Origin of the sequence: Sinimarinibacterium arenosum (assembly GCF_005047655.1) — a bacterium.
GTDB lineage: Bacteria > Pseudomonadota > Gammaproteobacteria > Nevskiales > Nevskiaceae > Solimonas.
The window spans coordinates 65974-87985 of sequence record NZ_SUKF01000011.1 but is presented as its reverse complement, the minus strand read 5'-3'; the positions used below and the strand labels follow the sequence as shown (position 1 = coordinate 87985).

Below are 22012 nucleotides of genomic sequence, written 5' to 3'. Positions count from 1 at the left end.
GACGTATTGATGCGCTGGCGCGCAAAAAATACTACACAGTCGATCTCGATGCGCGTGTCAACGGCAGCAAGATCGCGCAGGCGATCTGCACGACGAGTCAGCAAGGCACGGTGATCAAGCTCGACAACCTGTCGGCAAGCGTGAAGTAAGCGTCCGGCGAAGATCGGCAGCCATTCCCTTTCCATCCCTGGAGCCAAGCGTTGAAGAAGCGCTGCTTTACGTGTTCTCCGAATTGCCGGGCCGCGCGCTGGTTCCGGATTGATCAAAGTCAAGAACACACCCCAGAGCATCGGCAATAATTGCGCGGCCGATGCCGATCCTGCGCCGTCATAAAATCCTGTCCGCGCTCGCCCTGTGGGCGGCGCTGGCCCAGCTGTGGCTGGGCACACTCCACGCCAGCATGGCCGGCGCAGCATTCTGCGGCGACGGCAGCGCGGGGCGCGCGGCGGCATTGCAGCAGCAGCTGCCACCGGAACTGCGCCTTCCGCTGGAACGCCTCGACGGCACGCCGCAAGCGGACTGCAAACTCTGCGCGCTGAGCTGCAGCGCAGCGCTGCCGGCCCCAGCCGCCATAGCCGACTGGCCGAAGCCTGCTCCGCTGGCCACGAGCGTCGCACTGCCTGCCCACCCTTCTGTGGGCCCTGTCCCACTGCCGCCGCCGCGCGGACCACCCGCCACGCGCTGACTCCCGCGTTCGCGTTTTCCATCTCATTTCAGCGCGCCGGCCCGCACGCCGCGGCCGGCGCCGGAGTCATTGCATGCGTCCTCTCGTTCACGGCGGGCTCGCGCTCGTCTGCGCCCTTGCCGTCACGGCGGCATCCGCCGAACCTGCATCCGAACCAACGCCACCGGCTGAAGCTGCCCACAAGAAAACCAAGCCGCAACAGCTCGACCTCATCGTCGTTACTGCGCCGGAAACGCGCGCGCCGCTGACGATCCGTCTCGACGCGTCGGTCCCGCAGCAACCGCTGCCGGCCGCCGACGGCGCCAGCTATCTGCGTAACATCCCCGGCTTCAACCTGATCCGCAAAGGCGGCGCCGACGGCGACCCGGTGCTGCGCGGCCTAGCCGGCTCGCGCCTGACCATCCTCAGCGACGGCCAGGAGCTGTACGGCGGCTGCGGCATGCGCATGGACCCGCCGACGGCCTACCTCTATCCCGAGACTTTCGACGAGGTCGTAATCGTCAAGGGACCGCAGACCGTGCGCCACGGCAACGGCAACCTGGCGGGCGTCGTCCGATTCGAGCATGACGACCCTGTGCCCGGCAGCGCGTATCGCCTCAGCGGCGTCGCCGGCAGCTTCGGCCGGTACGACACCGCGGGCAGCGCGCGCTGGCAGAACCAGGCCGGCGGCCTGCGCGTCGACGGCAGCCAGGCGCAGATGGACGACTATGCCGACGGCGACGGCAACGACGTGCACGGCGAGTATCGCCGCTGGAACCTGCGCGCCAGCGCCAACTGGACGCCGACTGCGGACCAGCGCCTAACGCTGGGCGCGGAGCGCTCCGACGGCGAAGCCGCGTACGCCGACCGCGCGATGGACGGCGTGATGTTCGAGCGCGACGGCCTGTTCCTGCGCTACGCGATCGCACAGCCATTCGCACGCGCCGACAAGGCCGAGGCCGAGGTCTACCGCAACTATGTCGATCACGTCATGGACAACTATAGCCTGCGCACGCGAGCGCCGGGCGCGATGGCCATGGTTTCCAATCCCGATCGCGAAACCTGGGGGTTGCGTGCCAGCGTCGACCTGGCGCCGACACCGTCACTGACCGTGGCGGTTGGCGGCGATCACCGCGCGGACACGCACCGCGTGCGCAGCGCCATGTCGATGATGGGCGAGCCGGACTACCGGCCGCTGCCGCGCACGCCGGACATGGACGCCCGGATCACCGGCGTTTATGCGGAATCGACCTGGGCCCGGGTCCCCGGCCGGCGCCTGGTCGGCGGCCTGCGCTACGACCGGTACGTGGCCCATAACCGCAGGACCAGCGGCGACTTCGCCGGCGACACGCAGACCGATGACCTGTTCAGCGGCTTCGCGCGCCTCGAAGCCGATGGCGGCCCGTACACGGCCTACGCCGGCATCGGCCACGCACAGCGCCCGGCCGACTACTGGGAGCGCATCAGCTACGACGCGTTCGATCTCGACCCCGAGCGCAACAGCGAGATCGATCTGGGCGTCGTGCGCGAGTCCGGTCGCTGGCGCGGAAGCGTCGCGCTGTTCTACAGCCGCATCGACGACTACATCCTCACGCGCAGCGACCGCACCGCGCGCAATGTCGACGCGCGGCGCTGGGGCGGCGAGGCCGAACTCGGCCGCGCGCTTGGCGCCGAATGGCGCGTCGGCACGGCGCTGTCATGGGTACACGGCGAAAACCGCAGCGACGGCACGGCACTGCCACAGACACCACCGCTCGAAGGCCGGCTCACGCTCGACTGGCAGCGCTCCGCCTGGGCCGCCGGCGCGGTCTGGCGTGGCGCCGACCGGCAGGACCGCGTGCAGATCGGCTACGGCAACATCGTCGGCCAGGACGTCGGCACGACGCCGGGCTCAGGCACGCTCGCGCTGCACGCCGGCTGGCGCGGCTCCCTCGGCCTGCGCGTCGTGCTCGGCATCGACAACGTCTTCGACCGCGCCTACGCCGAACACCTGAGCCGCTCCGCCGGTGCCGTGCCAGGCTATCCGACCCTGGTCCGCATCAACGAGCCGGGACGGCAGACGTGGCTGCGGCTGAGCTGGCAGATCGGGGGCTGAGATCTCTTCAAACACTCGATCTTGCGCACCGACAATCTAGCCGTCGGCCGTTCCGCGAGGCGAACGGGGATCGGATACCGAAGCGCCCACCTAGGCCCAGGATGTTTGGTCCCGGCGCCCGAGACGTCCCGGTGTCAGTTTGGCCCCCTTTCCGAAGGCGTGAGAGAAGTTTGCACGTTTCCTTTCGAGCGCCGCATCTCGATTGCTCACCAGACTTCAGTGGTCCGCCATAAGGAGGCGCACTCGACGCTGCAGCGATCGCCAGGATCGCTCCCATTTCCCCGCATGCGGCGTCGTGAACGCGACGGTCGCAGCCAGCGCCCCGAGTTTCTCGAGCCGCGCGAGCAACGAATCCCGTTCTGCGCACACCCGGTCGAAGTCGGCAGGGTCGACAAACGCGACCTTGCGATCCTTGCAGACGCCGATGCAAGGCTGAGGTGCTTCGATCTTTCCGCAACCGATGCACTGCCATGCCTCGTACCGGGTAACCGCTTCGTCACCGTGCCGCGGATCGTGATTGCTTCGCATCGTCCTGGTTTAGGTTAAGCCGCTGCTCAACCCAGCCACGGGCGCAGCAGGCCGAGCGGATGATGCGCCCGCGCAATGCTGTACATGAGTGCAAAGGCGAGCAGCGCGAGCGCGCATGTCACCGCCCGGACAGTCGCCGTGCGGCCTCGCTTGAGCGCAAACGAGCCGAGCACGATGTACGCGACCAACAGGGCGAGCTTGGCGGTCAGCCAACCGTTGGCGAATATCGCGCCGGGCAGGACCGAGACCAGCATCAGCGCCGCGGTCAGCAGCGTCGTATCGATCGTGTAACTGACGTAGCGCACCGGTGCAGCGAGCGCCCAGGACTGCCGCCCCCCGAGGACGAGCATGCCGCGCACGAGAAACAGGCCGCCGCTCAGCAGCACCGTGAAGACGTGCACGAACTTGATCTGGGGATAGAACTCGATCATCAGCCCGGTTTTCCGTCCGCGCGCGGCGCCAGGTAGGTCCACGCCAGCCACAGTGCCCAGGGTCCGAGTGCCAACAGCCAGCCGACGCCGGCAAGCGCGTGCCAGAGCATGGGATCCCGAGCGACGTCCGCGGCTATGCGGACGATCGCGACGAGCTGGATCGTGGCGAACGCAAAGACCGCGATCGGCGGCAGCACCAGCGGCCGTCCGGCATGACCTTGCGTCACGCGCGTCACCATGGCGACCAGGACGCTGCCGAAAAAGCCGATGAAGAGCGCGTGCGCGGGCGCGCGGCCGAGCTCGAATGCTCCGGTGACGACGTACCAGATGCTTTGGGCTGAATAGAGCGCGAATGTCGCCGGCAACCAGGCCAGCCCCAGAAACAGCACCATCAGCAGCGGCGGTGGCCGCTGCGCATGCGGCTGACGCGGCCACCAGCGCCGGCACAGGTACGCGGTGAGCAGGAACATCGGCACGTCGACCGTCCACAGCCAGACGTAGGCATGGACCAGTTCGAGTGCGAGGTGCGCCAGGCAGCCGAGCCAGAACGCGGCGAGCAGCCACAGGGGCCGCCAGGGCACGTAGCCGGCCACGACGTTGCCCGCGAAGAACGGAAACATGCGGTGGGCAACCGTCAGGTAGATGAGCAGCAGAAACCCGAACGTGCCGATCTTGATGCTGGCGAACAGCCACCAGGCGCCGGCGCCGAGCAGGAACGCCCCGAACATCGCGAGACCGGAAAGGCCGACGAGCAACGCGCACAGGCACGACCATGCATGCCAGGTGGTGCCGCGCTCCCGCCACAGGTGCGGCGCCAATGCGGACACGCCGGCGAGCCAGCCGAGCGCGGTCATCGCCCAGCCGGCGACCAGGGCCCAGTTCGGCCCTGTTGCTCCAACGAGCGTGACAATCTGGCCGCCGAACAAGCCGAACCCGACCGGGAGGTAACGCCAGCGCGGCAACTCGGCAAGCCCCATCCAGCGAGGAAAGACCGTCAACAGGAAGCCGAACATGAAGCTCGGCAGCATCTGGTACTGCATGACGAAGGCATGCAGCCAGCCTGCAGGTACGCGCGGCTGCGGCATCCACGGGGTCGACGCATTTGCCGACAGCAGCCACGCCGTCCACCACGCCATGGCGAGGAGCAGGTTTGTCGCACCGACGAAGAACATCAGCCGGTGCGGCGCGGCGCCCAGGCGGCGCAGCGACAGCGTGCTGGCCGCCGGCTCGGGCACGTCAGGCCTTTCGCGTCTCGCCGCTGCTGACGGGTTCCGGCGTCGGCGCGATCCACAAGCGGATCATGAACCACGCCAGGGCCAGTGCGCCGACGCTGAAGATGACGTCACCCGGAACGCGCATCCAGACCAGCACCTCGATGATCGGCTTACCCATGAATTCCGCCGAGCGCGCGTAGGCGTAGCCATGCTCAATCGCGGCCAGCAGCTGTAGCGTGCCCAACGGCAACAGCGTCAACAACGCCATCAGCGCAAGTCCGATGTTGAGTGCCCAGAATGCCGTTCCCAGCAGCTTCGTGTTCCAGAGCATCTGCCCGCGCAGTCCGCGCAGGCAGAACAGTACCAGCGCGATGCCTAGCATGCCATAGACGCCGAACAGCGCCGTGTGGCCGTGCAGCGGCGTCAGGTTCAGACCCTGCATGTAATACAGCGACAGTGGCGGATTGATCAGAAATCCGAACAGGCCTGCTCCGACGATATTCCAGAACGACACGGCGATGAAGAACATCACGGGCCACTTGTATCGAACCATCCACGGCGCCGCGTGACCGAGTCTCCAGGTGTGGTACGCCTCGAATGCAATGTAGGCCAGCGGCACGACCTCGAGAGCGCTGAAGCTCGCGCCCAGCGCCACGACACCGGTTGGCGTGCCGACGAAATACAGGTGATGCAGCGTGCCGAGCACGCCACCCGACATGAAGATGATCGTGGCGAACAGGACCGCGACCGTTGCCGTGCTCGCACGCACTAGTCCAAGACGCGTGAAGATCAGCGCCATGACCGCCGCGGCGAAGACCTCGAAGAAGCCTTCGACCCAGAGATGCACCAGCCACCAGCGCCAGTACTCCACTTCGGAGATATGCGTGTGCTCGCCCCACATCAGCGCCGAAGCGAAGAACAGTCCGATCGCGACCGTCGACAGAAACAGCAGTGCGGTGATCGAGCGCGTTTCGTTCGTCGGTCCGCGCAACACCGGCCACAGCGCGCGGCCGACGAGAACCAGCCACAGCAGCAGGCCAATGAACAGATACCACTGCCAGAAGCGGCCCATGTCGGCGTACTCCCAGCCCTGGTGGCCGAACCAGAAGTTGTGCTCCAGGCCAAGCGTCTGCATGACCGCCAGCCACTGTCCGGCGAACGAGCCGACGACGATGATCAGCAGTGACACGAACAGGAAGTTCACGCCGAGCCGCTGGAAGCGAGGCTCGTGCCCCGAGAGGGCCGGCGCGATGTACAGCCCGGTGCCGAGCCACGCGACGGCGATCCAGAGCACGGCCAGCTGCGTGTGCCAGGTGCGTGTGATTGAATAGGGCAGATGCTGCGACAGCGGGTAGCCGTAAGCCTCCTGCCCTTCCACCTGGTAGTGCGCGGTGATCGCACCGAGCAGGATCTGGACGAGGAACAGCGCCAGCACGACCCAGAAATACTTGGCGGTCGCGCGCATTGACGGCGTGATCCGAAGCACCGCGAACGGATCAGACGCGGGTATCGCAGCCGCCGGCTCATCCCGGCCATGCGTGACAGCATAGTGCCAGCCGAGCAATGCAATGCCTGCCAGCAGGAACAGAACGCTGAAGGCTGACCACACCCACAGTGCAGGTGGCGGCCGGTTGCCCACCAGCGGCTCCGCCGGCCAATTGTTCGTGTACGTGACCCTCTGCGGCTGCACGCCACCGCGCTCCGGCGCAAGCGTCTCCCCTTGCGTGCCAAGGCGCTCGGTCGTGGCCGCCCACGCAGTCCACCAGAAGAACGCCGACAGTGCCTCGCGGTTCTCGGCCGAACCCACCGTGTCATCGCGCATCGCGTACGCTTCGCGCAGCGTGGCGGTATCGGCGCCCGAGCCGAACAGGCTTTCGTAATGGCTGCTGACCTCGCGGATCGCCGCCACCCGATCGTCGCTGAACGTGATCGTCGCCGTGGCCGGGTCGTACGTGTTGCGGCGTATCGAAGTCTCGAGACGTCCGCGCAAGGCCGCCTGGTCGTCGGCCGGAAGATCGGCGTACCGCGCGCCTCGGGAACGTTGCGCCCACGTGTCCAGGAGGGTTGTCGCCTCGCGGTGCAGCCAGTCCGCGCTCCAGTCGGGCGCCACATACGCGCCGTGGCCCCAGATGGATCCGAGCTGCATGCCGCCTGTGGACTGCCAGACCTGCCGTCCGCGCTCGATGTCGGCGCGCGTATAGACCACTTCGCCGTTCGCGCCGACGACACGCTCCGGCATCGGCGGCGCGGCGCGGAAGATCTCGCCGCCGGACCAGAGCAGCACGGCAAAGGAGACCACAAGAAGAGAGATCAGGCTGGTCCAGAGTTTCTTGGTGTTATTCACGACTATCTCCTTGGCAGTCAGTGATTTACCCCTGCGGGATACCAGCGCCCCTCCGGCCGACGCGGCAGCCGAAAAGTCAGACGGCCTGCGGCGCAGGAAGGTTCCCGGGTGCAGGGGTCGGAACCCGGCGCACGTGCCTCATCAACGAGGACGGGTCGCGCTATCGCGTGCTCAAGGTTGTTCGTAACGCGGAAAGAGCACGTTGTTCTCAAGGTGGATGTGCTCCATCAGGTCGTGCACCAGCTTGGCTGCGCCGAGATAGAGTGCCTGCCACGATCGGCACGCGCCCTCGGGCAGCTCGAAATCGCCAGTCAGTTCCTCCAAGCGGCGCAACTGTGCGCCGTGGTCGTTGTGCTCGTGCCGCATTTGCGCAATAGGGCCACTCAACCAGTCGGCAAGCGGCTGCTGCATTGCTGGGAACAGGATGGTCTCTTCCTTGCACATGTGTGCCTCGAGTTCCGCTTGCACTTCAGTGAGTGCATCGGCGAGTCCGTGCGGCACACGCGGATGATCTGCATGAACCGATTCAACTTTGCGCGACAGCCGGATCAGCTCCGGAAGCTCTCGCCGGTGGACATCGTGATAGCGACTCAGAATGTGGTGAATCAGTAGCGCGGTGTCCTGCGGGGCCGGCGCCGCCTCGGGGACGGAAGCGAGGCCGTCGAGCGCGCGCACCACCTCGGCCGTATCAACGCCGCGCGCTCGCGCCGCTTCATCGAGCGGGACATTGCCCCGACAGCAGAAATCGAGCCTGAACCTGCGAAAAATCGCCGTCGCGCCAGGCAGTGTCGCAGCGATATCACCGACGGTGCGCAGATGCATGGAAGCCTGCTGGAGTTGCACGTTCATTGAGTCTCTCAGAGTGAACAGGTATTTGCGATGCGCATTTAAAACCGTGTAATGTGCATTGTCAATACTTGTTTAGCGTGACCAATGCGCCTCACCGCTTTCACAGACTACGGCTTGCGCGTCCTTATGCGACTGGCCGGTGCACCGGACCGGCTGTTCACCACCGACAAGCTCGCCGAGGAGTTCGGCATTTCACGCAACCACCTTGCCAAGGTGGTCCAAGACCTGGCCCGCGCCGGGTTCATTCGCACACAGCGCGGGGCCGGCGGCGGCTTCATGCTGGCAGTTGCGCCTGGGTCGATCTCGTTGGGCGATGTTGTCCGTCAACTTGAACAACGCCAATCACTGGTCGAATGCTTCCGCAGCGACGGCGGCGCGTGTTCGCTGACGCCGCGGTGCCGGCTCAAGTCGCGTCTAGTTGCTGCGCAAGAGGCCTTCCTTACCGAACTCGACAGGACCTCACTGGCCGAATGTGTCTATGTTCCCGGCAGCGCGACGCTCTCGACATCGGCGATAGAGAGTTCGCCCGTGCGCGCGGCGCGGTCTGCGAGTGCGCAGACGGCCAAGTATCGCGGGAGGACGCGCGGACGCGCACTGTAGTTGCATTCCACAAAGTGCGAGCGCGCAAGAGAGGGGTACGCGATGCGCCCTCCCCTACAGCGTCGTAGCGTGGGCGGCAGCACAGAATCGCGCAGAACTGACATCGGGATCGGCGGCTCTCGTAGCAGCCCCACTCGTTCGGGAGCGGCCTGTTGCATTTGAGTCGGCCGTGGCGCCTAGCGATGTTGACTTGGATCAAATCCAGCGCCGTGGATCCGATGCATATTCCACGACGACTCGAACCCCTGATCGGAGAATGTCATGACAGTCCAAGCAGCGCCTGCCGATTCCGATGCGCCCACCGTCGATCGATCCCGACGCCATTTCCTCGAGACTGCCGGTCTTGCAGGAGTCGCAACGGTCGGACTCCCTTTCGCATTGAGCGCGTGCCGTCAGCCCGACGCGCCCGACATGCCGCAGAACCTCGCTACGGCAGCCACGTCACTCCCGAAGCGCCACGAGATCTCACCCGGACAGCTCGACGAATACTACGGCCTGTGGAGCGGTGGCCACTCGGGCGAGGTGCGCGTGCTGGGCATGCCGTCCGGCCGCGAGATCAAACGTATCCCGGTGTTCAATCGCTGCGCGATGTCGGGCTGGGGACAGACCAACGAGTCGAAGGCGATCCTCGGCACCCGGGCCGACGGCACGATGAAGTACACGACTGGCGACACCCATCACGTGCACGCCTCGTACACGGACGGCACCTACGACGGCAAGTACGCCTGGGTCAACGAGAAGATCCACGGCCGCATCGCGCGCATCCGGCTCGACACCTTCGAGTGCGACAAGATCACCGAGATCCCGCACATCCAGGGCTTCCACGGCATCTTTCCGGACAAGCGCGATCCGGTGAAGGCGGAGGTGAACCACACCACGCGCGTGTTCTGCGGCTCGGAGTTCGCGATTCCGCAGCCCAACGACGGCCGTGATCTCGACGACCCGACCAAGTACTACTCGGTGTTCAGCTGCGTCGACGCCGAGACCATGGAGGTGCGCTGGCAGTGCAAGGTCAAGGGCAACATGGATCTGGTCGCCACCTCGTTCTCGGGCAAGCTCGCCGCCGCCAACCAGTACAACGTCGAGAACGGTGCGATGCTCGCCGACATGATGTCGGCCGAGCGCGACGCCTGCGTGTTCTTCAACGTCGCGCGCATAGAGCAGGCGATCAGCGACGGCAGGTTCTACACGCTGTCCGATTCCAAGGTACCGATCGTCGACGGCACGCCGGAGAAGAACACCGATCCGAAGACGGCACTGACCGCCTACGTGCCGGTGCCGAAGAACCCGCACGGCGTTAACGCCAGCCCCGACGGCAAATACTTCATCTGCGCCGGCAAGCTGTCGCCGACGGCGACGGTGATCGACGTCGCCGCGGTGGAACGATGGTTCGAAGGGGAAGTTCCCGAGATCGCGCAGACCATCGTCGCCGAAGTCGAACTGGGCCTCGGACCGCTGCACACCGCCTTCGACGGCCGCGGCAACGCCTTCACGACGCTGTTCCTCGACAGCCAGATCGTGAAGTGGAACGTCGAGAAGGCGATCGCTTTCTACAAGGGCGACAACAACGCCGCCTACGTCGTCGACCGGCTCGACGTCATGTACCAGCCGGGCCATCTCAACGCGTCGATGAGCGAAACCCGAGAGGCGGACGGCAAGTGGTTGATCACGGGCTGCAAGTTCTCCAAGGACCGCTTCCTGCCGGTCGGCCCGCTGCATCCGGAGAACGAACAGATCATCGACATCAGCGGCGAGAAAATGCAGCTGATCGCCGACCACCCGGTATGGCCGGAGCCGCACGATTTCATCGTCATGCGCCGCGACATCGTCAAGCCGCGGCAGATCTACGACCTCGCCGAATTTCCGAACGCAGTGAAGGAATCCAGGGTCGTGCGCGAGGGCAGAAAGGTCACGGTCCATCTGATCTCGGTCGCGCCGTCGTTCAGCCTGCCAGAGGTACGGGTCAAGAAGGGCGACGAAGTCACCGTGATACTGACCAACATGGACAAGGTCGAGGATCTGACCCACGGCTTCGCGCTGCCCAAGTACGACGTCAACTTCATCGTCAACCCACAGGAAACAAAATCCGTCACGTTCAAGGCCGACAAGCCCGGCGTGTACTGGTTCTACTGCTCGCACTTCTGCCACGCGCTGCACCTGGAAATGCGCTCGCGGCTGCTGGTCGAAGCCTGAGCGCCGTTCGACAGACCCGCGGCGGCCCGCTCCGCCGCGGGTCTCGTCTTGCGGCGATCAGCAACGATCCTCGTCAGCCCTTTGTAGGAGCGGCTTCAGCAGCCGCGACGAACCGCTGGGCCGCGTGCAGAACCGGGTTGCCAGTGACGTGCCTTGTTGACTTGCATCATCGAAGGACCAGCGCCCACATGAGAGCCTGCGCACCATGACAAGCGGAGTCCGCTCATGAAGGCGCTGGCGCGCATCGTCGCGCTGCTCGCATTCGCATTTGCCGGCGCCCTCGCCGCCTCTTCCTATGAGGCGCCGTTGCCGCCGCAGCTGGCGACCGATCCCGATTTGTGTGCCTACCTGCCCTGCGGCGAGGTGCTGCCGGGTGCCGCGCATTTTTCGCCGCGCAAGGGACGGCCGGCCTATGTCGAGGGCTATGGCGACGAAGGGGTGCAGCGGCAACTGCTCGGCTACGTGTTCCTGTCGACCGACATCGTCGACATCCCGGCGTACTCGGGAAAGCCCGTCGTCACGCTGATCGGCATGGACAGCGCCGGCCGCATCACCGGCGTGAAGATCCTGCGCCACTCCGAGCCGATCCTGCTGCTCGGCATCCCCGAAACCGAGCTGACGCGCTTCATCCAGCAGTACGAGGGCAAGTTCGTCGGCGGCAAGATCGAGATCGGTCGTTCGCGCGAGGATGAAGGCTACATCGGCCTGGATGCGATCAGCGGCGCGACGGTGACCGTGATCGCCGAGAACCAGGTCGTGCTGCGCTCCGGCCTGCAGATCGCGCGCCAGGTCGGCATCCTCAAGCCGACGATCCGCCCGCCGGCGCGCTTCACGGCGGTCGCGGATAAGCGCGACTGGGCGGCGCTGGTCGACGAAGGCAGCATCCGCCGCCTGACCGTGCAGCCCACCGACGTCGGCGTCGACGAAACCGGCACGCCCTACATCGACCTGCACTTCGGCTATCTCAATGCGCCCGCGGTCGGCCGCAGCGTGCTCGGCGAGCGCGGTTACGACAACCTGATGTCGCGCCTCGCGCCCGGCGAGCACGCAATCTTCGTGATCGGCAGCGGCGCGTCCTCGTTCAAGGGCTCCGGCTTCGTGCGCGGCGGCATCTACGACCGCGTGCAGGTGGCGCAGGATCTCGATACTTTCACCTTCCGCGATCTCGACTACCTCAACCTCTACGGCATCGAGGCCGCGGGCGCGCCGCCCTACCGCGAGTCGGCGATCTTCATCATCCGCTCGCCGGCATTCTCGCCGGCCTATCCCTGGAACCTGGTGTTTCTCGGCAACCGCATGGACCCCGCTAGCGGCGCCAGAAGCTTCGTCAGCTTCGACCGCGAATACTGGCTGCCGGCGCGCTACCTCGAAGGCGGCCGCCCCGCGGTCGAACGTCCCGAGGCGCCGTGGCTGCAGGTGTGGAAGACCAAGGCCTTCGAGATCGTCGCCTTCGCGCTGCTGCTGCTGCTTGCCGGCGCCAGCTACGCGATGCGCGACCGCCTGACGCGCGCGTCCACGCGCAAGGACAAGACGCCGATCGAGGCGACAAAGTACCTGTTCTGGTCGGTCAGCGTCGTCGCCGTCGGCTTCTACGCGATGGCGCAGCCCAGCATCACGCACGTGCTGACCTGGTTCCACTCGCTGATCTTCCACTGGAACTGGGAGCTGTTCCTGTCGGACCCGCTGATCTTCGTGTTCTGGTGGTTCATCATCCTGACCGTGTTCCTGTGGGGCCGCGGCCTGTTCTGCGGCTGGCTGTGTCCCTTCGGCGCCTTCCACGAGATTCTCTACAAGATCGCGGGCAGCCTGGGACTCAAGCGCTTCCAGTTCGCGCTGCCCAAGCCGCTGCATGACAAGCTCAAGTGGGTCAAGTACGGCGTCTTCGCCGGGTTGCTCGGCGTGTCGTTCTACTCGATGCCGCTGGCCGAGAAGCTCGCCGAGATCGAGCCGTTCAAGACGACGTTCCTCGTCGGCGTCTGGAACCGCTCCTGGCCCTTCGCGGTGTGGTGGGCGCTGCTCGCCGGCCTGGCGCTGTTCATGGACCGGCCGTTCTGCAAGTACCTGTGTCCGCTGGGTGCGGCGCTGGCGCTGCCGACGACGTTCCGTTTCTTCGGTCTCAGGCGCAAGGCCGAGTGCGGGCCCTGCGACGCCTGCGCGGTCGGCTGCTCGCAGCTGGCGATCGACAGCAAGGGCCGCATCGACCCGCGCGAATGCCTGCTGTGCCTGGACTGCATGGTGATGTACTACGACGCGCACGCCTGCCCGCCGCTGGCCAAAGAGCGCAAGCGCCGCGTGCGCGCCGGCGAGCCGCTCACGGCGATCGGCGCCGACGGCTACTACGCACCGATGGCCGGACCACTTCCCGGGCCGATTCCCGGACCGATGCACGAGCCGATTCGGCTGGCCGCACTGACATCGGGCGCGCACCGGCCGTCGGCTTCCAGACCGCCGTTCCACGACGGCCGGCCGCAACCGACCGACGCGGCGACGCTGCCCTCCTTCCTCTGGCAGGAGGCGGTCTTCCACCTGCTGCCGTGGAACCGCCACTTCTGGCGCCAGGCGTTCGGCCCGAGTGCGATCAGCGCGGCGGCGGCCGTGGTCGTCACCGTCGCCTGGCTGCTGACCGCAACGGGCCAGCTCGCGCCCGCAGTGACGCTGGCCTGGTGGCTCGGCTGGAGCGTCTACGAAGCGATGACGCGCCAGCGCTACAAGCCTTGGGTCAAGGACGGGCCGTGGTGGCGGCGCGACTACCGCGACGCTTCCGGCGTGGATCTGATCGCCTATGTCGCGACCAAGAACCTGCTGATCGGCGCCGCGCTGTTCCTCGCGGCGAGGGTGCTGCAGTGAAAGGCCCTCAACCACAACCCGTAGGATGGGCCGAGCGTCAGCGAAGCCCATCGCTGTTGTCGCGCCGCCCGATGGGCTTCGCTGCGCTCAGCCCATCCTACGGGATGCTCTGCGTTCTCTGCGTCCTCGGCGGTTTCGCCTGCGAGCTTCACGCCGCCGAATGGACCGTGCACCCCGGCGAGTCGATCGCGCACGCAATCGCCCGCGCCGCGCCGGGCGACACGGTGCGAATCGAGCGTGGGCGCTACGAGGAGAATCTGGTGATCGCCAAGCCGCTGACGCTGCGCGGCCTCGACCGGCCGACGCTGAGCGGCGGCCTGCGCGGCGACGTCATCCGCGTGATCGCGCCGGACGTCACGATCGAAAACCTGATCGTGATCGACAGCGGCGCCGACCTCAGCGCGCAGAACGCCGGCATCTTCATCCAGAAGGGCGCCGACCGCGCGACGGTGCGCCGCTGCGACCTGGTCTACAACCTGTTCGGCCTGTACATCGAAGGCGTGAAGGATGCGCAGGCGATCGGCAATCTCATCGTCGGCAAGCGCGACCTGCGGTCGGTGCATCGCGGCAACGGCATTCAGGTTTACAACACCCGCGGTGCGCGCATCGAGAACAACCACATCGGTTTCGTACGCGACGCCATCTACGTCGACATCTCGCACCACGCGGTGTTCCGCGGCAACCGGCTGCACCACAGCCGCTACGGCACCCACTACATGAACTCCCACGACAATCTGTGGGAGAACAACCAGACCTATCGCAATCGCGGCGGCCTGGCGCTGATGGAGGTGCGCAACCAGACCGTGCGCGGCAACTACGCCTGGGGCAACACGGACCACGGCATCATGCTGCGCACGATCCAGGACTCGGTGATCGAGGACAACGTCGTCGAGAACAACGCGCGCGGCTTTTTCATCTACGACGCCGAGTACAACGTGCTGCGCAGCAACCGCGTGATCGGGAACCAAGTCGGTGTGCACCTGTGGGCCGGCTCGGTGCGCAACCTCGTCGAGCGCAACGACTTCATCGGCAATCGCGAGCAGATCCGCTACGTCGCCGCGCGCGACGAGACCTGGGGCCGCGACGACGGCAACTACTGGAGCAACTACGTCGGCTGGGACCGCGACGGCAACGGCATCGGCGACGTGCCCTACGAGGCCAACGACCTGGTCGACCGGCTGTCGTGGCGCTTCCCGATGATGAAGCTGCTGCTGGCGAGTCCGGCGGTGCAGACCCTGCGCCTGGTCGCGCGCCAGTTCCCGCTGCTGCGCGCGCCGAGCATCGTCGATCCAAAGCCGCGCATGCGCCCCTGGCGCGCTGACGCCCACCCTCTCCCGCAGGCCAAATCGGGAGAACAGAGTTGAGCACGTCACACCCGGTCATTGAAATCCGCGCGCTGCACAAGCGCTTCGGCGCAGTGCACGCCGTCGCCGGCGTCGACCTCGCCGTCGAGCGTGGCGAGCTGTTCGGCCTGATCGGCCACAACGGCGCCGGCAAGAGCACCCTGTTCAAGCTGTTGCTGGGCCTGATCGCGCCGACCTCCGGCGACATCCACGTCGAAGGCAAGAGTCTGCGCGGCGCGGCGTTTCGCGAGGTGCGGCGCCATCTGGGCTACCTGCCCGAGAACGTCGTCCTCTACGACAACCTCAACGGCCGGGAAACCCTGCGCTTCTTCGCCGACCTCAAGGGCGTGCCGCGCGCGCAGTGCGACGGCGTGCTGGAGCGCGTCGGCCTGGGCGATGCCGGGCGGCGGCGCGTGCGCGAATACTCCAAGGGCATGCGCCAGCGCCTGGGCTTCGCTCAGGCCCTGCTCGGGCAGCCGCGGCTGCTGTTCCTCGACGAACCGACCAACGGCCTCGATCCCGAAGGCATTCGCGAGTTCTACGCGATCCTGCACGCGCTGCGCGAATCGGGCGTCACCATCCTGCTGACCTCGCACATCCTGTCCGAGATCCAGCAACGCGTGGACCGCCTGGCGATCATGAAGTCCGGCCGCATCCAGGCGGTCGGCACCGTGCAGCAGCTGCGCGAGAGCACCGACCTGCCGCTCAAGGTGTCGTTGCGCTTTGCGCGCGGCGACGACGGCCTGCAGGCGCTGCTCAGGACGCTACCGGCGCGCACGCTGCGCTTCGATGCCGGCGAGGCGACGCTGCAGTGCACGCGCCAAGCCAAGATGGAAGTGCTCACCGCGCTGACCGCGCTCAACGGCCGAGTGCTCGACCTGCACGTGCGCGAGCCCTCTCTGGAAGACGTGTTCCTGGGCCACGCCAGCGAGGAGCCGCGCTGATGGCCCGCCTTGCGCTGAGACCCATCGCGGTGATCGCCGGCAAGGAATTCCGCGACCGCGTGCGCAACCGCTGGGTACTGGTCGTCGGCCTGCTGTTCACCGCGTTCGCGCTGGTGATCGCCTACTTCGGCGCCGCGCAGCAGGGCACGGTCGGGTTCCGCGGCATCGAGATCACGATCGCGAGCCTGACCAGCCTGGTGATCTACCTGGTGCCGCTGATCGCGCTGATCCTGGGCTTCGATGCCATTGTCGGCGAACGCGAACGCGGCTCGCTGGACCTGCTGCTGTCCTACCCGGTCACGCGCTTGGAGCTGCTGCTCGGCAAGTTTCTCGGCCTGGCGGGCGCGCTGGCGGTGTCCACGGTCGCCGGCTTCGGCGCCGTGGCGCTGCTGCTGGCGCGGCAGCTGTCGTGGAACGACGCCTGGCACTACGCCGGCTTCGTGCTCAGTTCGGTGCTGCTGGGCATGAGCTTCCTGAGCCTCGCCATCGCCGTGTCGGTGTTCGCCTCCGAGCGCACGCGCGCCAGCGGCCTGGCCATCGCGCTATGGTTCTTCTTCGTGCTGGTGTTCGACCTGCTGCTGCTCGGCGCGCTGGTCGCCAGCGGCGGCGCGATCGGCACCGACGTCTTCCCCTACCTGCTGCTGCTCAATCCCGCCGACGTGTTCCGCGTGCTGAACATCTTCACGCTGGAAGACGTGCGCGTGTTCTACGGCCTGGCGACCGTGTTCCCGGAGCGCCTCGCCGACCCCTGGCTGCTCGGCGGCGTAATGAGCGCGTGGATCGTCGCGCCGCTGTGTCTGGCCTACTGGAGATTCCGCATATGAGATCGAATTTGAATGAGCGTCTGATGGGACAATCCGCCCTGCTGATGGTCGCGGCCTTTGCCGCCGGCGCGCTGATCGCCGCCTGCCGCGAGGCGCCGGGCACGCCCGTGCGTCCACTCGAAGTCACGGCGGGCACCGCCTGCAGCCTCGACGGCATGCTGCTCGCCGACTATCCCGGGCCCAAGGCGCAGATCCATTACGCGTCCGGCACGCCGGATTTCTTCTGCGACACCGTCGAGATGTTCTCGATCTACCTGCAGCCCGAACAGCAGAAGCGCGTCGCCGCGATCTACGTGCAGGACATGGGCGCGACCGACTGGGACACGCCGGCCGGCCACTGGATCGACGCGCGTAGCGCGACCTACGTCCATGGCAGCCGCAAACGCGGCTCGATGGGACCGACGCTGGCTTCGTTTGCACGCGAAAGCGATGCCCGCAGCTTCGCCACACAGCAGGGTGGCCATGTGATGCGCTTCGAGCAGGTGACGCCCGATATGGTCGCGCTCGACGGCGGCGCGCTGCACGACAGCCGCATGTAGGTGCCACGCATGCCGACATGTGCCCCAACTCGGAGTCACGGACCATGATGGCTGCGCAGTTTCCTTTCGGTGCTCATGCCACTTGCATATGCTGGGCTCAGGGTCCGCACCTGCCCTCCCTTGCCGGCCCGTCTTGCTCCAGGAGAACCTCATGACAACGCAAACGCTGCCGATTGAATACCGGGGCCGCAGCCGGCTGTGGGTGGTGTTCTGGATTTACGGTGCACTCGCCAGCCACCTGTACTTCGGCGCAATCCTGTACTTTTACAACCGTGTCGGGACGCTCCTTCTGGCTGCGTTGCTGGCCGGTTTCGTGGCCTACACCGCCTGGATCATGCGCGCGGTATGGGTGAACGCTTTCAACGTGCAGAACGAAATCTATGGCTACATCGCACGAGCGTTGACTGTCGCCTGGGCGATCAACGCGGTGCTGGTCGCGGGCTTCCTGTTCCTCGGCCACCTGGGCGCGGTCGCGTTGCCGATCTGAACCATGGCCGGGCTCGAAGCGCTGACGCCATGAACCCGGCGCCTGAGGCCGCAGGCGGATGGGCGCGGCTACGCCTGGACCTCTCGGGCATGTCGCCTGCCTACTTCGGCATGGCGATGGCCACCGGGATCGTCTCGCTTGCGGCGCACCTGCTGGCGCTGCCGCTGTTGGCGCGGGTTCTGCTGGCCATCAATATCTTCATCTACGGTCTGCTGTGGCTGCTGACGCTGGCGCGTCTGTGCCTGCATCCAGCGCGCTTCCTCGAAGACATGGTGGATCATCTGCGCGGCCCCGGTTTCTTCACGATGGTCGCCGCCTCCGGCGTGCTCGGCAGTCAATGCCTGCTGATCGCCGGCAGCCTGTTCTGGGGCATCGCTCTATGGTGCACCGCGCTCGTGCTCTGGGTCGTGCTGACTTACGCGATCTTCACGGCTTTCACCATCAAGGCGCGCAAGCCGCCCCTGGACGAGGGCATCAACGGGGGCTGGCTGCTGGCGGTCGTCGCGACGCAGTCGCTGGCCGTGCTCGGAACCTTGCTGGCGGCGCGCATCGGACAACCCTACAAGCTTGAAATGAACTTCCTCGCGCTGTCGATGTGGCTCTGGGGCGGGATGTTGTACATCTGGATGATGTCGCTGATTTTCTATCGCTACACGTTCTTCCGGTTCTCCCCTGCCGACCTGTCGCCACCGTACTGGATCAACATGGGGGCGATGGCCATTTCCACGCTGGCCGGCTCGCAGCTCATTCTCAACGCCCCGGACGCCCCATTCCTGTTGTCGCTGCTGCCCTTCATCAAGGGCTTCACGGTGTTCTACTGGGCCACCGGGAGCTGGTGGATTCCAATGCTCCTGATATTGGCGATCTGGCGTCACGCGGTCATGCGCTTTCCGCTGCGCTACGATCCCTTGTACTGGGGCGCGGTATTCCCGCTGGGCATGTACTCGGCCTGCACGCATCACATGATCGAGGCCCTGTCCTTGCCCTTCCTCCATTTTCTTCCGCGGCTGTTCATGGCCTTGGCCCTGGCGGCCTGGGCCGTCACCTTCCTGGGATTCCTGCTCGGCGCGCGGCAACGCATCCGCTCGGCCTGGCCCGCCGCAGCCCGGCCCGGCCCGGAGCCTGGGCGGTAGGCATCGGCCGGGCGGTCACTTGCCCGCCTGTACGGCGGCCATGATTTCCGGCAGGTCGGTGTCGCGGCCGACTTCCGGGTGCCGGGCCAGATCCATGCGCCGGATCGCGAAGTGCATCCACACCAGTGCAATCGAAACGAGCACGAACAGCAGCATGAAGCAACTGGTCCAGACCCCAATCAGGTCGTTCAGGGCACCGAAGGCGATTGGCAGGAAGAAGCCGCCGAGGCCGCCGATCAGGCCGACCACGCCGCCGACCGCGCCGACGTTGTCCGGGTAATAGACTGGGATGTGCTTGTACACCGCGGCCTTGCCCAGCGACATGAAGAAGCCGAGCACGAACACCAGCACGGTGAATGGCACGACGCCCATCGCCAGGGTGAATTCGATCGGCCCCTTCACCCCGCTGACGACATAGCTGGTGGACGGGTACGACAATAGAAAGGTGCAGCCCGCCGCGACGCCAAAGGTCCAGTACATGACCCTGCGCGCACCGTAGCGGTCCGACAGCCAGCCGCCGACGATGCGGAACAAGCTGGCCGGGATCGAATAGCAGGCCGCGATCAGGCCGGCGGTTCTGATGTCCAGCCCGTAGGCGCCGATGAGATAGCGCGGCAGCCACAACGCCAGCGCGACAAAAGCGCCGAACACAAAAAAATAGTACAGACCAAAACGCCAGACCTGCAGGTTCTTCAAAGGTTCGAGCTGCTTGAGGAATGGCTCGGGCCTGATCCCGGCGCGGCGGCGCGCAGTGTGTTGCGGGTCGTCCCGGGTCACCAGGAAGAACGCGATGGCGGTCGCGGCCAGCACCGTCGCCCAGATCTGCGCCACGGCGTGCCAGCCCCAGGCGACCAGGACCAGGGGCGCGCCGAGTTTGGTCACCGCCGCGCCGACATTGCCGGCGCCGAAGATGCCCAGTGCCGTGCCCTGTTTCTCCTTGGGAAACCACTTGGAGACGTAGGCAATGCCGACCGCGAAGGAGCCGCCGGCGATGCCGACCAACAGGGCCGCGAACAGGTACCCCTCGTAGCTGGACATGGTCGTCAGGAACCAGGTCGCCGCAGAGGCGCACAGCATCACCGCGGTGAACACGATGCGGCCGCCGATCTGGTCGGTCCAGATGCCCAGTGCCAGCCGGCTCAACGAGCCGGTCAGGATCGGCGTCGCCACCAGCAGACCGAACTGGGTGTCGTTCAGGCCCAGTTCCTGTTTGATTTGCACGCCGATGATCGAAAAAATCGTCCACACGGCGAAGCAGATGGTGAAGGCGAAGGTGCTGCCCCATAGGGCCACCTGCTGCTGGCCGGAGCCGACGCTGGCGTGGACTTGCATGCTGATTTCCTGGCTGAGTGAGATTCGAGTCGCGTCGAGGCGCCGAGTCAGGCCGTTGCCTCCAGCTCGTCCAGGCCAATGACCGGATAACGCTCGCGCAGGATTTGCAGGTACTGGTGCAGGGCGTTCTGCTTGACCTGCGTTTCCAGATATGCGGCGATCCGGTCGGCGGCCTCGTCGAAACTCAGCGCCGCGCCGCGGACGGTCTCGTCAACCCAGACCACGTGGTGGCCGTAGCGCGACTCAATCGTGAGGCCTGCCAGGCCAGGTTTGAGCACGTGCAACTGGCGCTCGAACTCCGGCGTGGTCTGGCCGCGCTCGATCCAGCCCAGCTCGCCGCCGTCGTCGCGGGACGGACAGGCCGAGTGGCGCATGGCGAACTCGGTGAAGCGCTCCGGATGCTCGCGCAGTTCGGCGATCAACTCCTTGCCCAGTTGGCCGGCGTGCTCGCGCGCGCTGTCGTCGCCGGGCGCCGCGGCCAGCAGGATGTGCCGGGCGCGAACCCGGTCGGGCTGACGCAGGCGCTCGCGGTTGTTTTCGTAGTAGTGGCGGCAGGCCTCTTCGCTGGGTTCCGGCGTCGCCACCTCGCGCTCGATCAGCGCGCGGATGCAAGCCTCTTCCAGGGGCTCTCCGTCCGCCGGTTCGACCTCGGCGGGCAGGCCCAGGCGCTCGGTCTCGCGGCGCAGCAGCTCGCGAACCACCAGGGCGCGCGCGGCATCGGCACGCGCGCGCTGCGGGCTGGTCGCCGGGTGATGCTGCATCTCGCGGGCGATCTCGGCTTCGCTGATCTCAGCGTCGGCCACCCGAACGTAGACAGGCGCGGGGCCAGGCAGCGGCCGGCTGGGGGCGTTGGCGTGAACGTGCACGTGCGCCGCGGCCTTGGTCTGCGTCGCTTCCGGCAATGCGCCCGCGTTCACGACAACGGGGAGGTCGCGCAACTTGGTCATGGCTTGGCGTAGTCCACCGGCGCTTGTCGCTTGCGCACCACCTGGTAGGGGCGCCGCAGGTAGCCGAGAGGAATCGACCAGATATGCACCAGGCGCGTGAACGGAAAAATCAGGAACAGGGTCAGGCCGAGCGTCACGTGCGCCTTGAAGATCCAGTGCGCGTCGAGCATGAAGCCCGCCGCCCCGAGGCGGAAGGTGGCGATGTGCTGCGCCCACTCGCTGAGCTTGATCATCTGCCCTCCGTCCATATGCCCGGACGACACAAAAATCGAACCGAGGCCGAGCAGCAGTTGGGCATACAGCAGCACGAGCACCAGGATGTCGCGGAAGCTCGAGGTGGCGCGGACGCGCGGATTGAACAAGCGGCGCAGCAGCAGGATGGTCAGGCCAATGAAACACATCACGCCGAAGATGCCGCCGACGACCATGGCCAGCAGCTGCTTGTTGCCAGCGCTGATGAAAGGTTCGTACAGCGCATGTGGGGTCAGCAGTCCGACGAAATGGCCGGCGAGGATGGCGAGCACGCCGATGTGGAACAAGTTGCTGCCCAGGCGCATCCACCTTCCGGACAGTAGCTGGCTGGACCCGGTGCGCCAGGTGTAGGGGTCATAGTCGAAGCGTACCCAGCTGCCGATCGCGAACACCGCGAGGGCGATGTAGGGGTAGATCTGGAAGAAGAACGTATTCAGGTAGTTCAT

General features: G+C 66.3%; 19 protein-coding genes. 11 read left to right on the top strand and 8 right to left on the bottom strand.

Annotated elements, in window-relative coordinates:
- Positions 1-310: 310 nt before the first annotated feature.
- Positions 311-685 carry a hypothetical protein gene (locus tag E4T66_RS20105; protein ID WP_136851698.1) on the top strand — a complete coding sequence of 125 codons (375 nt, stop codon included), beginning with the start codon at positions 311-313 and terminating at the stop codon, positions 683-685.
- A gap of 73 nt (positions 686-758) precedes the next feature.
- Entirely contained in the window at positions 759-2759 is a 2001-nt protein-coding gene (locus E4T66_RS20100) for a TonB-dependent copper receptor (RefSeq protein WP_136851696.1), read from the top strand.
- A 216-nt stretch (positions 2760-2975) separates the two neighbouring features.
- Here the strand turns inward: E4T66_RS20100 and E4T66_RS21645 are convergent, their stop codons facing one another.
- The 5 genes from E4T66_RS21645 to ytfE all read right to left on the bottom strand — a co-directional run bounded on the left by E4T66_RS21645 (position 2976) and on the right by ytfE (position 8098).
- Entirely contained in the window at positions 2976-3287 is a 312-nt protein-coding gene (locus tag E4T66_RS21645) for a hypothetical protein (RefSeq protein ID WP_211243049.1), read from the bottom strand.
- Positions 3288-3313: 26 nt separating this feature from the next.
- Entirely contained in the window at positions 3314-3718 is a 405-nt protein-coding gene (locus E4T66_RS20095; RefSeq protein WP_136851694.1) for a SirB2 family protein, read from the bottom strand.
- Positions 3718-4953, bottom strand: coding sequence for an NnrS family protein (locus E4T66_RS20090; protein WP_211243048.1), 1236 nt, complete (start codon positions 4951-4953; stop codon positions 3718-3720). Before E4T66_RS20090 ends, E4T66_RS20095 begins: the two co-directional genes overlap by 1 nt.
- A 1-nt stretch (position 4954) precedes the next feature.
- Positions 4955-7276 (bottom strand): nitric-oxide reductase large subunit, encoded by a 2322-nt coding sequence (locus E4T66_RS20085; protein ID WP_136851692.1) that lies wholly within the window; start codon positions 7274-7276, stop codon positions 4955-4957.
- A 171-nt stretch (positions 7277-7447) separates the two neighbouring features.
- Positions 7448-8098: an iron-sulfur cluster repair protein YtfE gene (gene ytfE / locus E4T66_RS20080; RefSeq protein ID WP_248679824.1), complete on the bottom strand. Its 651-nt coding sequence runs from the start codon at positions 8096-8098 to the stop codon at positions 7448-7450.
- Between the two features lie 111 nt (positions 8099-8209).
- Between ytfE and E4T66_RS20075 the strand changes: the two genes are divergently transcribed.
- The 9 genes from E4T66_RS20075 (at position 8210) to E4T66_RS20035 (ending at position 19035) form a co-directional block, all read left to right on the top strand.
- Positions 8210-8725, top strand: coding sequence for an RrF2 family transcriptional regulator (locus E4T66_RS20075; RefSeq protein WP_136851687.1), 516 nt, complete (start codon positions 8210-8212; stop codon positions 8723-8725).
- A gap of 261 nt (positions 8726-8986) precedes the next feature.
- Positions 8987-10918 (top strand): TAT-dependent nitrous-oxide reductase, encoded by a 1932-nt coding sequence (gene nosZ / locus E4T66_RS20070; RefSeq protein ID WP_136851685.1) that lies wholly within the window; start codon positions 8987-8989, stop codon positions 10916-10918.
- Positions 10919-11143: 225 nt separating this feature from the next.
- Positions 11144-13765, top strand: a complete 2622-nt coding sequence (locus tag E4T66_RS20065) for a 4Fe-4S binding protein (RefSeq protein ID WP_136851683.1) — start codon at positions 11144-11146, stop codon at positions 13763-13765.
- A 104-nt stretch (positions 13766-13869) separates the two neighbouring features.
- The gene (locus E4T66_RS20060; protein ID WP_367396780.1) at positions 13870-15129 is read left to right on the top strand and encodes a nitrous oxide reductase family maturation protein NosD; all 1260 of its coding nucleotides are present in this window, start codon (positions 13870-13872) and stop codon (positions 15127-15129) included.
- Positions 15126-16052: an ABC transporter ATP-binding protein gene (locus tag E4T66_RS20055; RefSeq protein ID WP_136851679.1), complete on the top strand. Its 927-nt coding sequence runs from the start codon at positions 15126-15128 to the stop codon at positions 16050-16052. Before E4T66_RS20060 ends, E4T66_RS20055 begins: the two co-directional genes overlap by 4 nt.
- Positions 16052-16876, top strand: coding sequence for an ABC transporter permease (locus E4T66_RS20050; RefSeq protein ID WP_136851677.1), 825 nt, complete (start codon positions 16052-16054; stop codon positions 16874-16876). Before E4T66_RS20055 ends, E4T66_RS20050 begins: the two co-directional genes overlap by 1 nt.
- Positions 16873-17415, top strand: coding sequence for a nitrous oxide reductase accessory protein NosL (locus E4T66_RS20045; RefSeq protein ID WP_211243046.1), 543 nt, complete (start codon positions 16873-16875; stop codon positions 17413-17415). Before E4T66_RS20050 ends, E4T66_RS20045 begins: the two co-directional genes overlap by 4 nt.
- A 151-nt stretch (positions 17416-17566) precedes the next feature.
- Entirely contained in the window at positions 17567-17902 is a 336-nt protein-coding gene (locus tag E4T66_RS20040; RefSeq protein ID WP_136851673.1) for a hypothetical protein, read from the top strand.
- Positions 17903-17931: 29 nt separating this feature from the next.
- Entirely contained in the window at positions 17932-19035 is a 1104-nt protein-coding gene (locus E4T66_RS20035; RefSeq protein ID WP_136851671.1) for a tellurite resistance/C4-dicarboxylate transporter family protein, read from the top strand.
- A 15-nt stretch (positions 19036-19050) separates the two neighbouring features.
- Here the strand turns inward: E4T66_RS20035 and E4T66_RS20030 are convergent, their stop codons facing one another.
- Genes E4T66_RS20030 through narI form a run of 3 tightly spaced genes read right to left on the bottom strand, consistent with a single transcriptional unit; the run spans position 19051 to position 22012 of the window.
- A complete protein-coding gene (locus E4T66_RS20030; protein ID WP_136851669.1) occupies positions 19051-20367 on the bottom strand; it encodes an MFS transporter in 1317 nt (438 codons plus the stop codon).
- Between the two features lie 47 nt (positions 20368-20414).
- Entirely contained in the window at positions 20415-21314 is a 900-nt protein-coding gene (locus E4T66_RS20025) for a peptidylprolyl isomerase (protein ID WP_136851667.1), read from the bottom strand.
- Positions 21311-22012, bottom strand: a complete 702-nt coding sequence (gene narI / locus E4T66_RS20020) for a respiratory nitrate reductase subunit gamma (protein ID WP_136851653.1) — start codon at positions 22010-22012, stop codon at positions 21311-21313. The genes E4T66_RS20025 and narI overlap by 4 nt, the downstream gene beginning before the upstream one ends.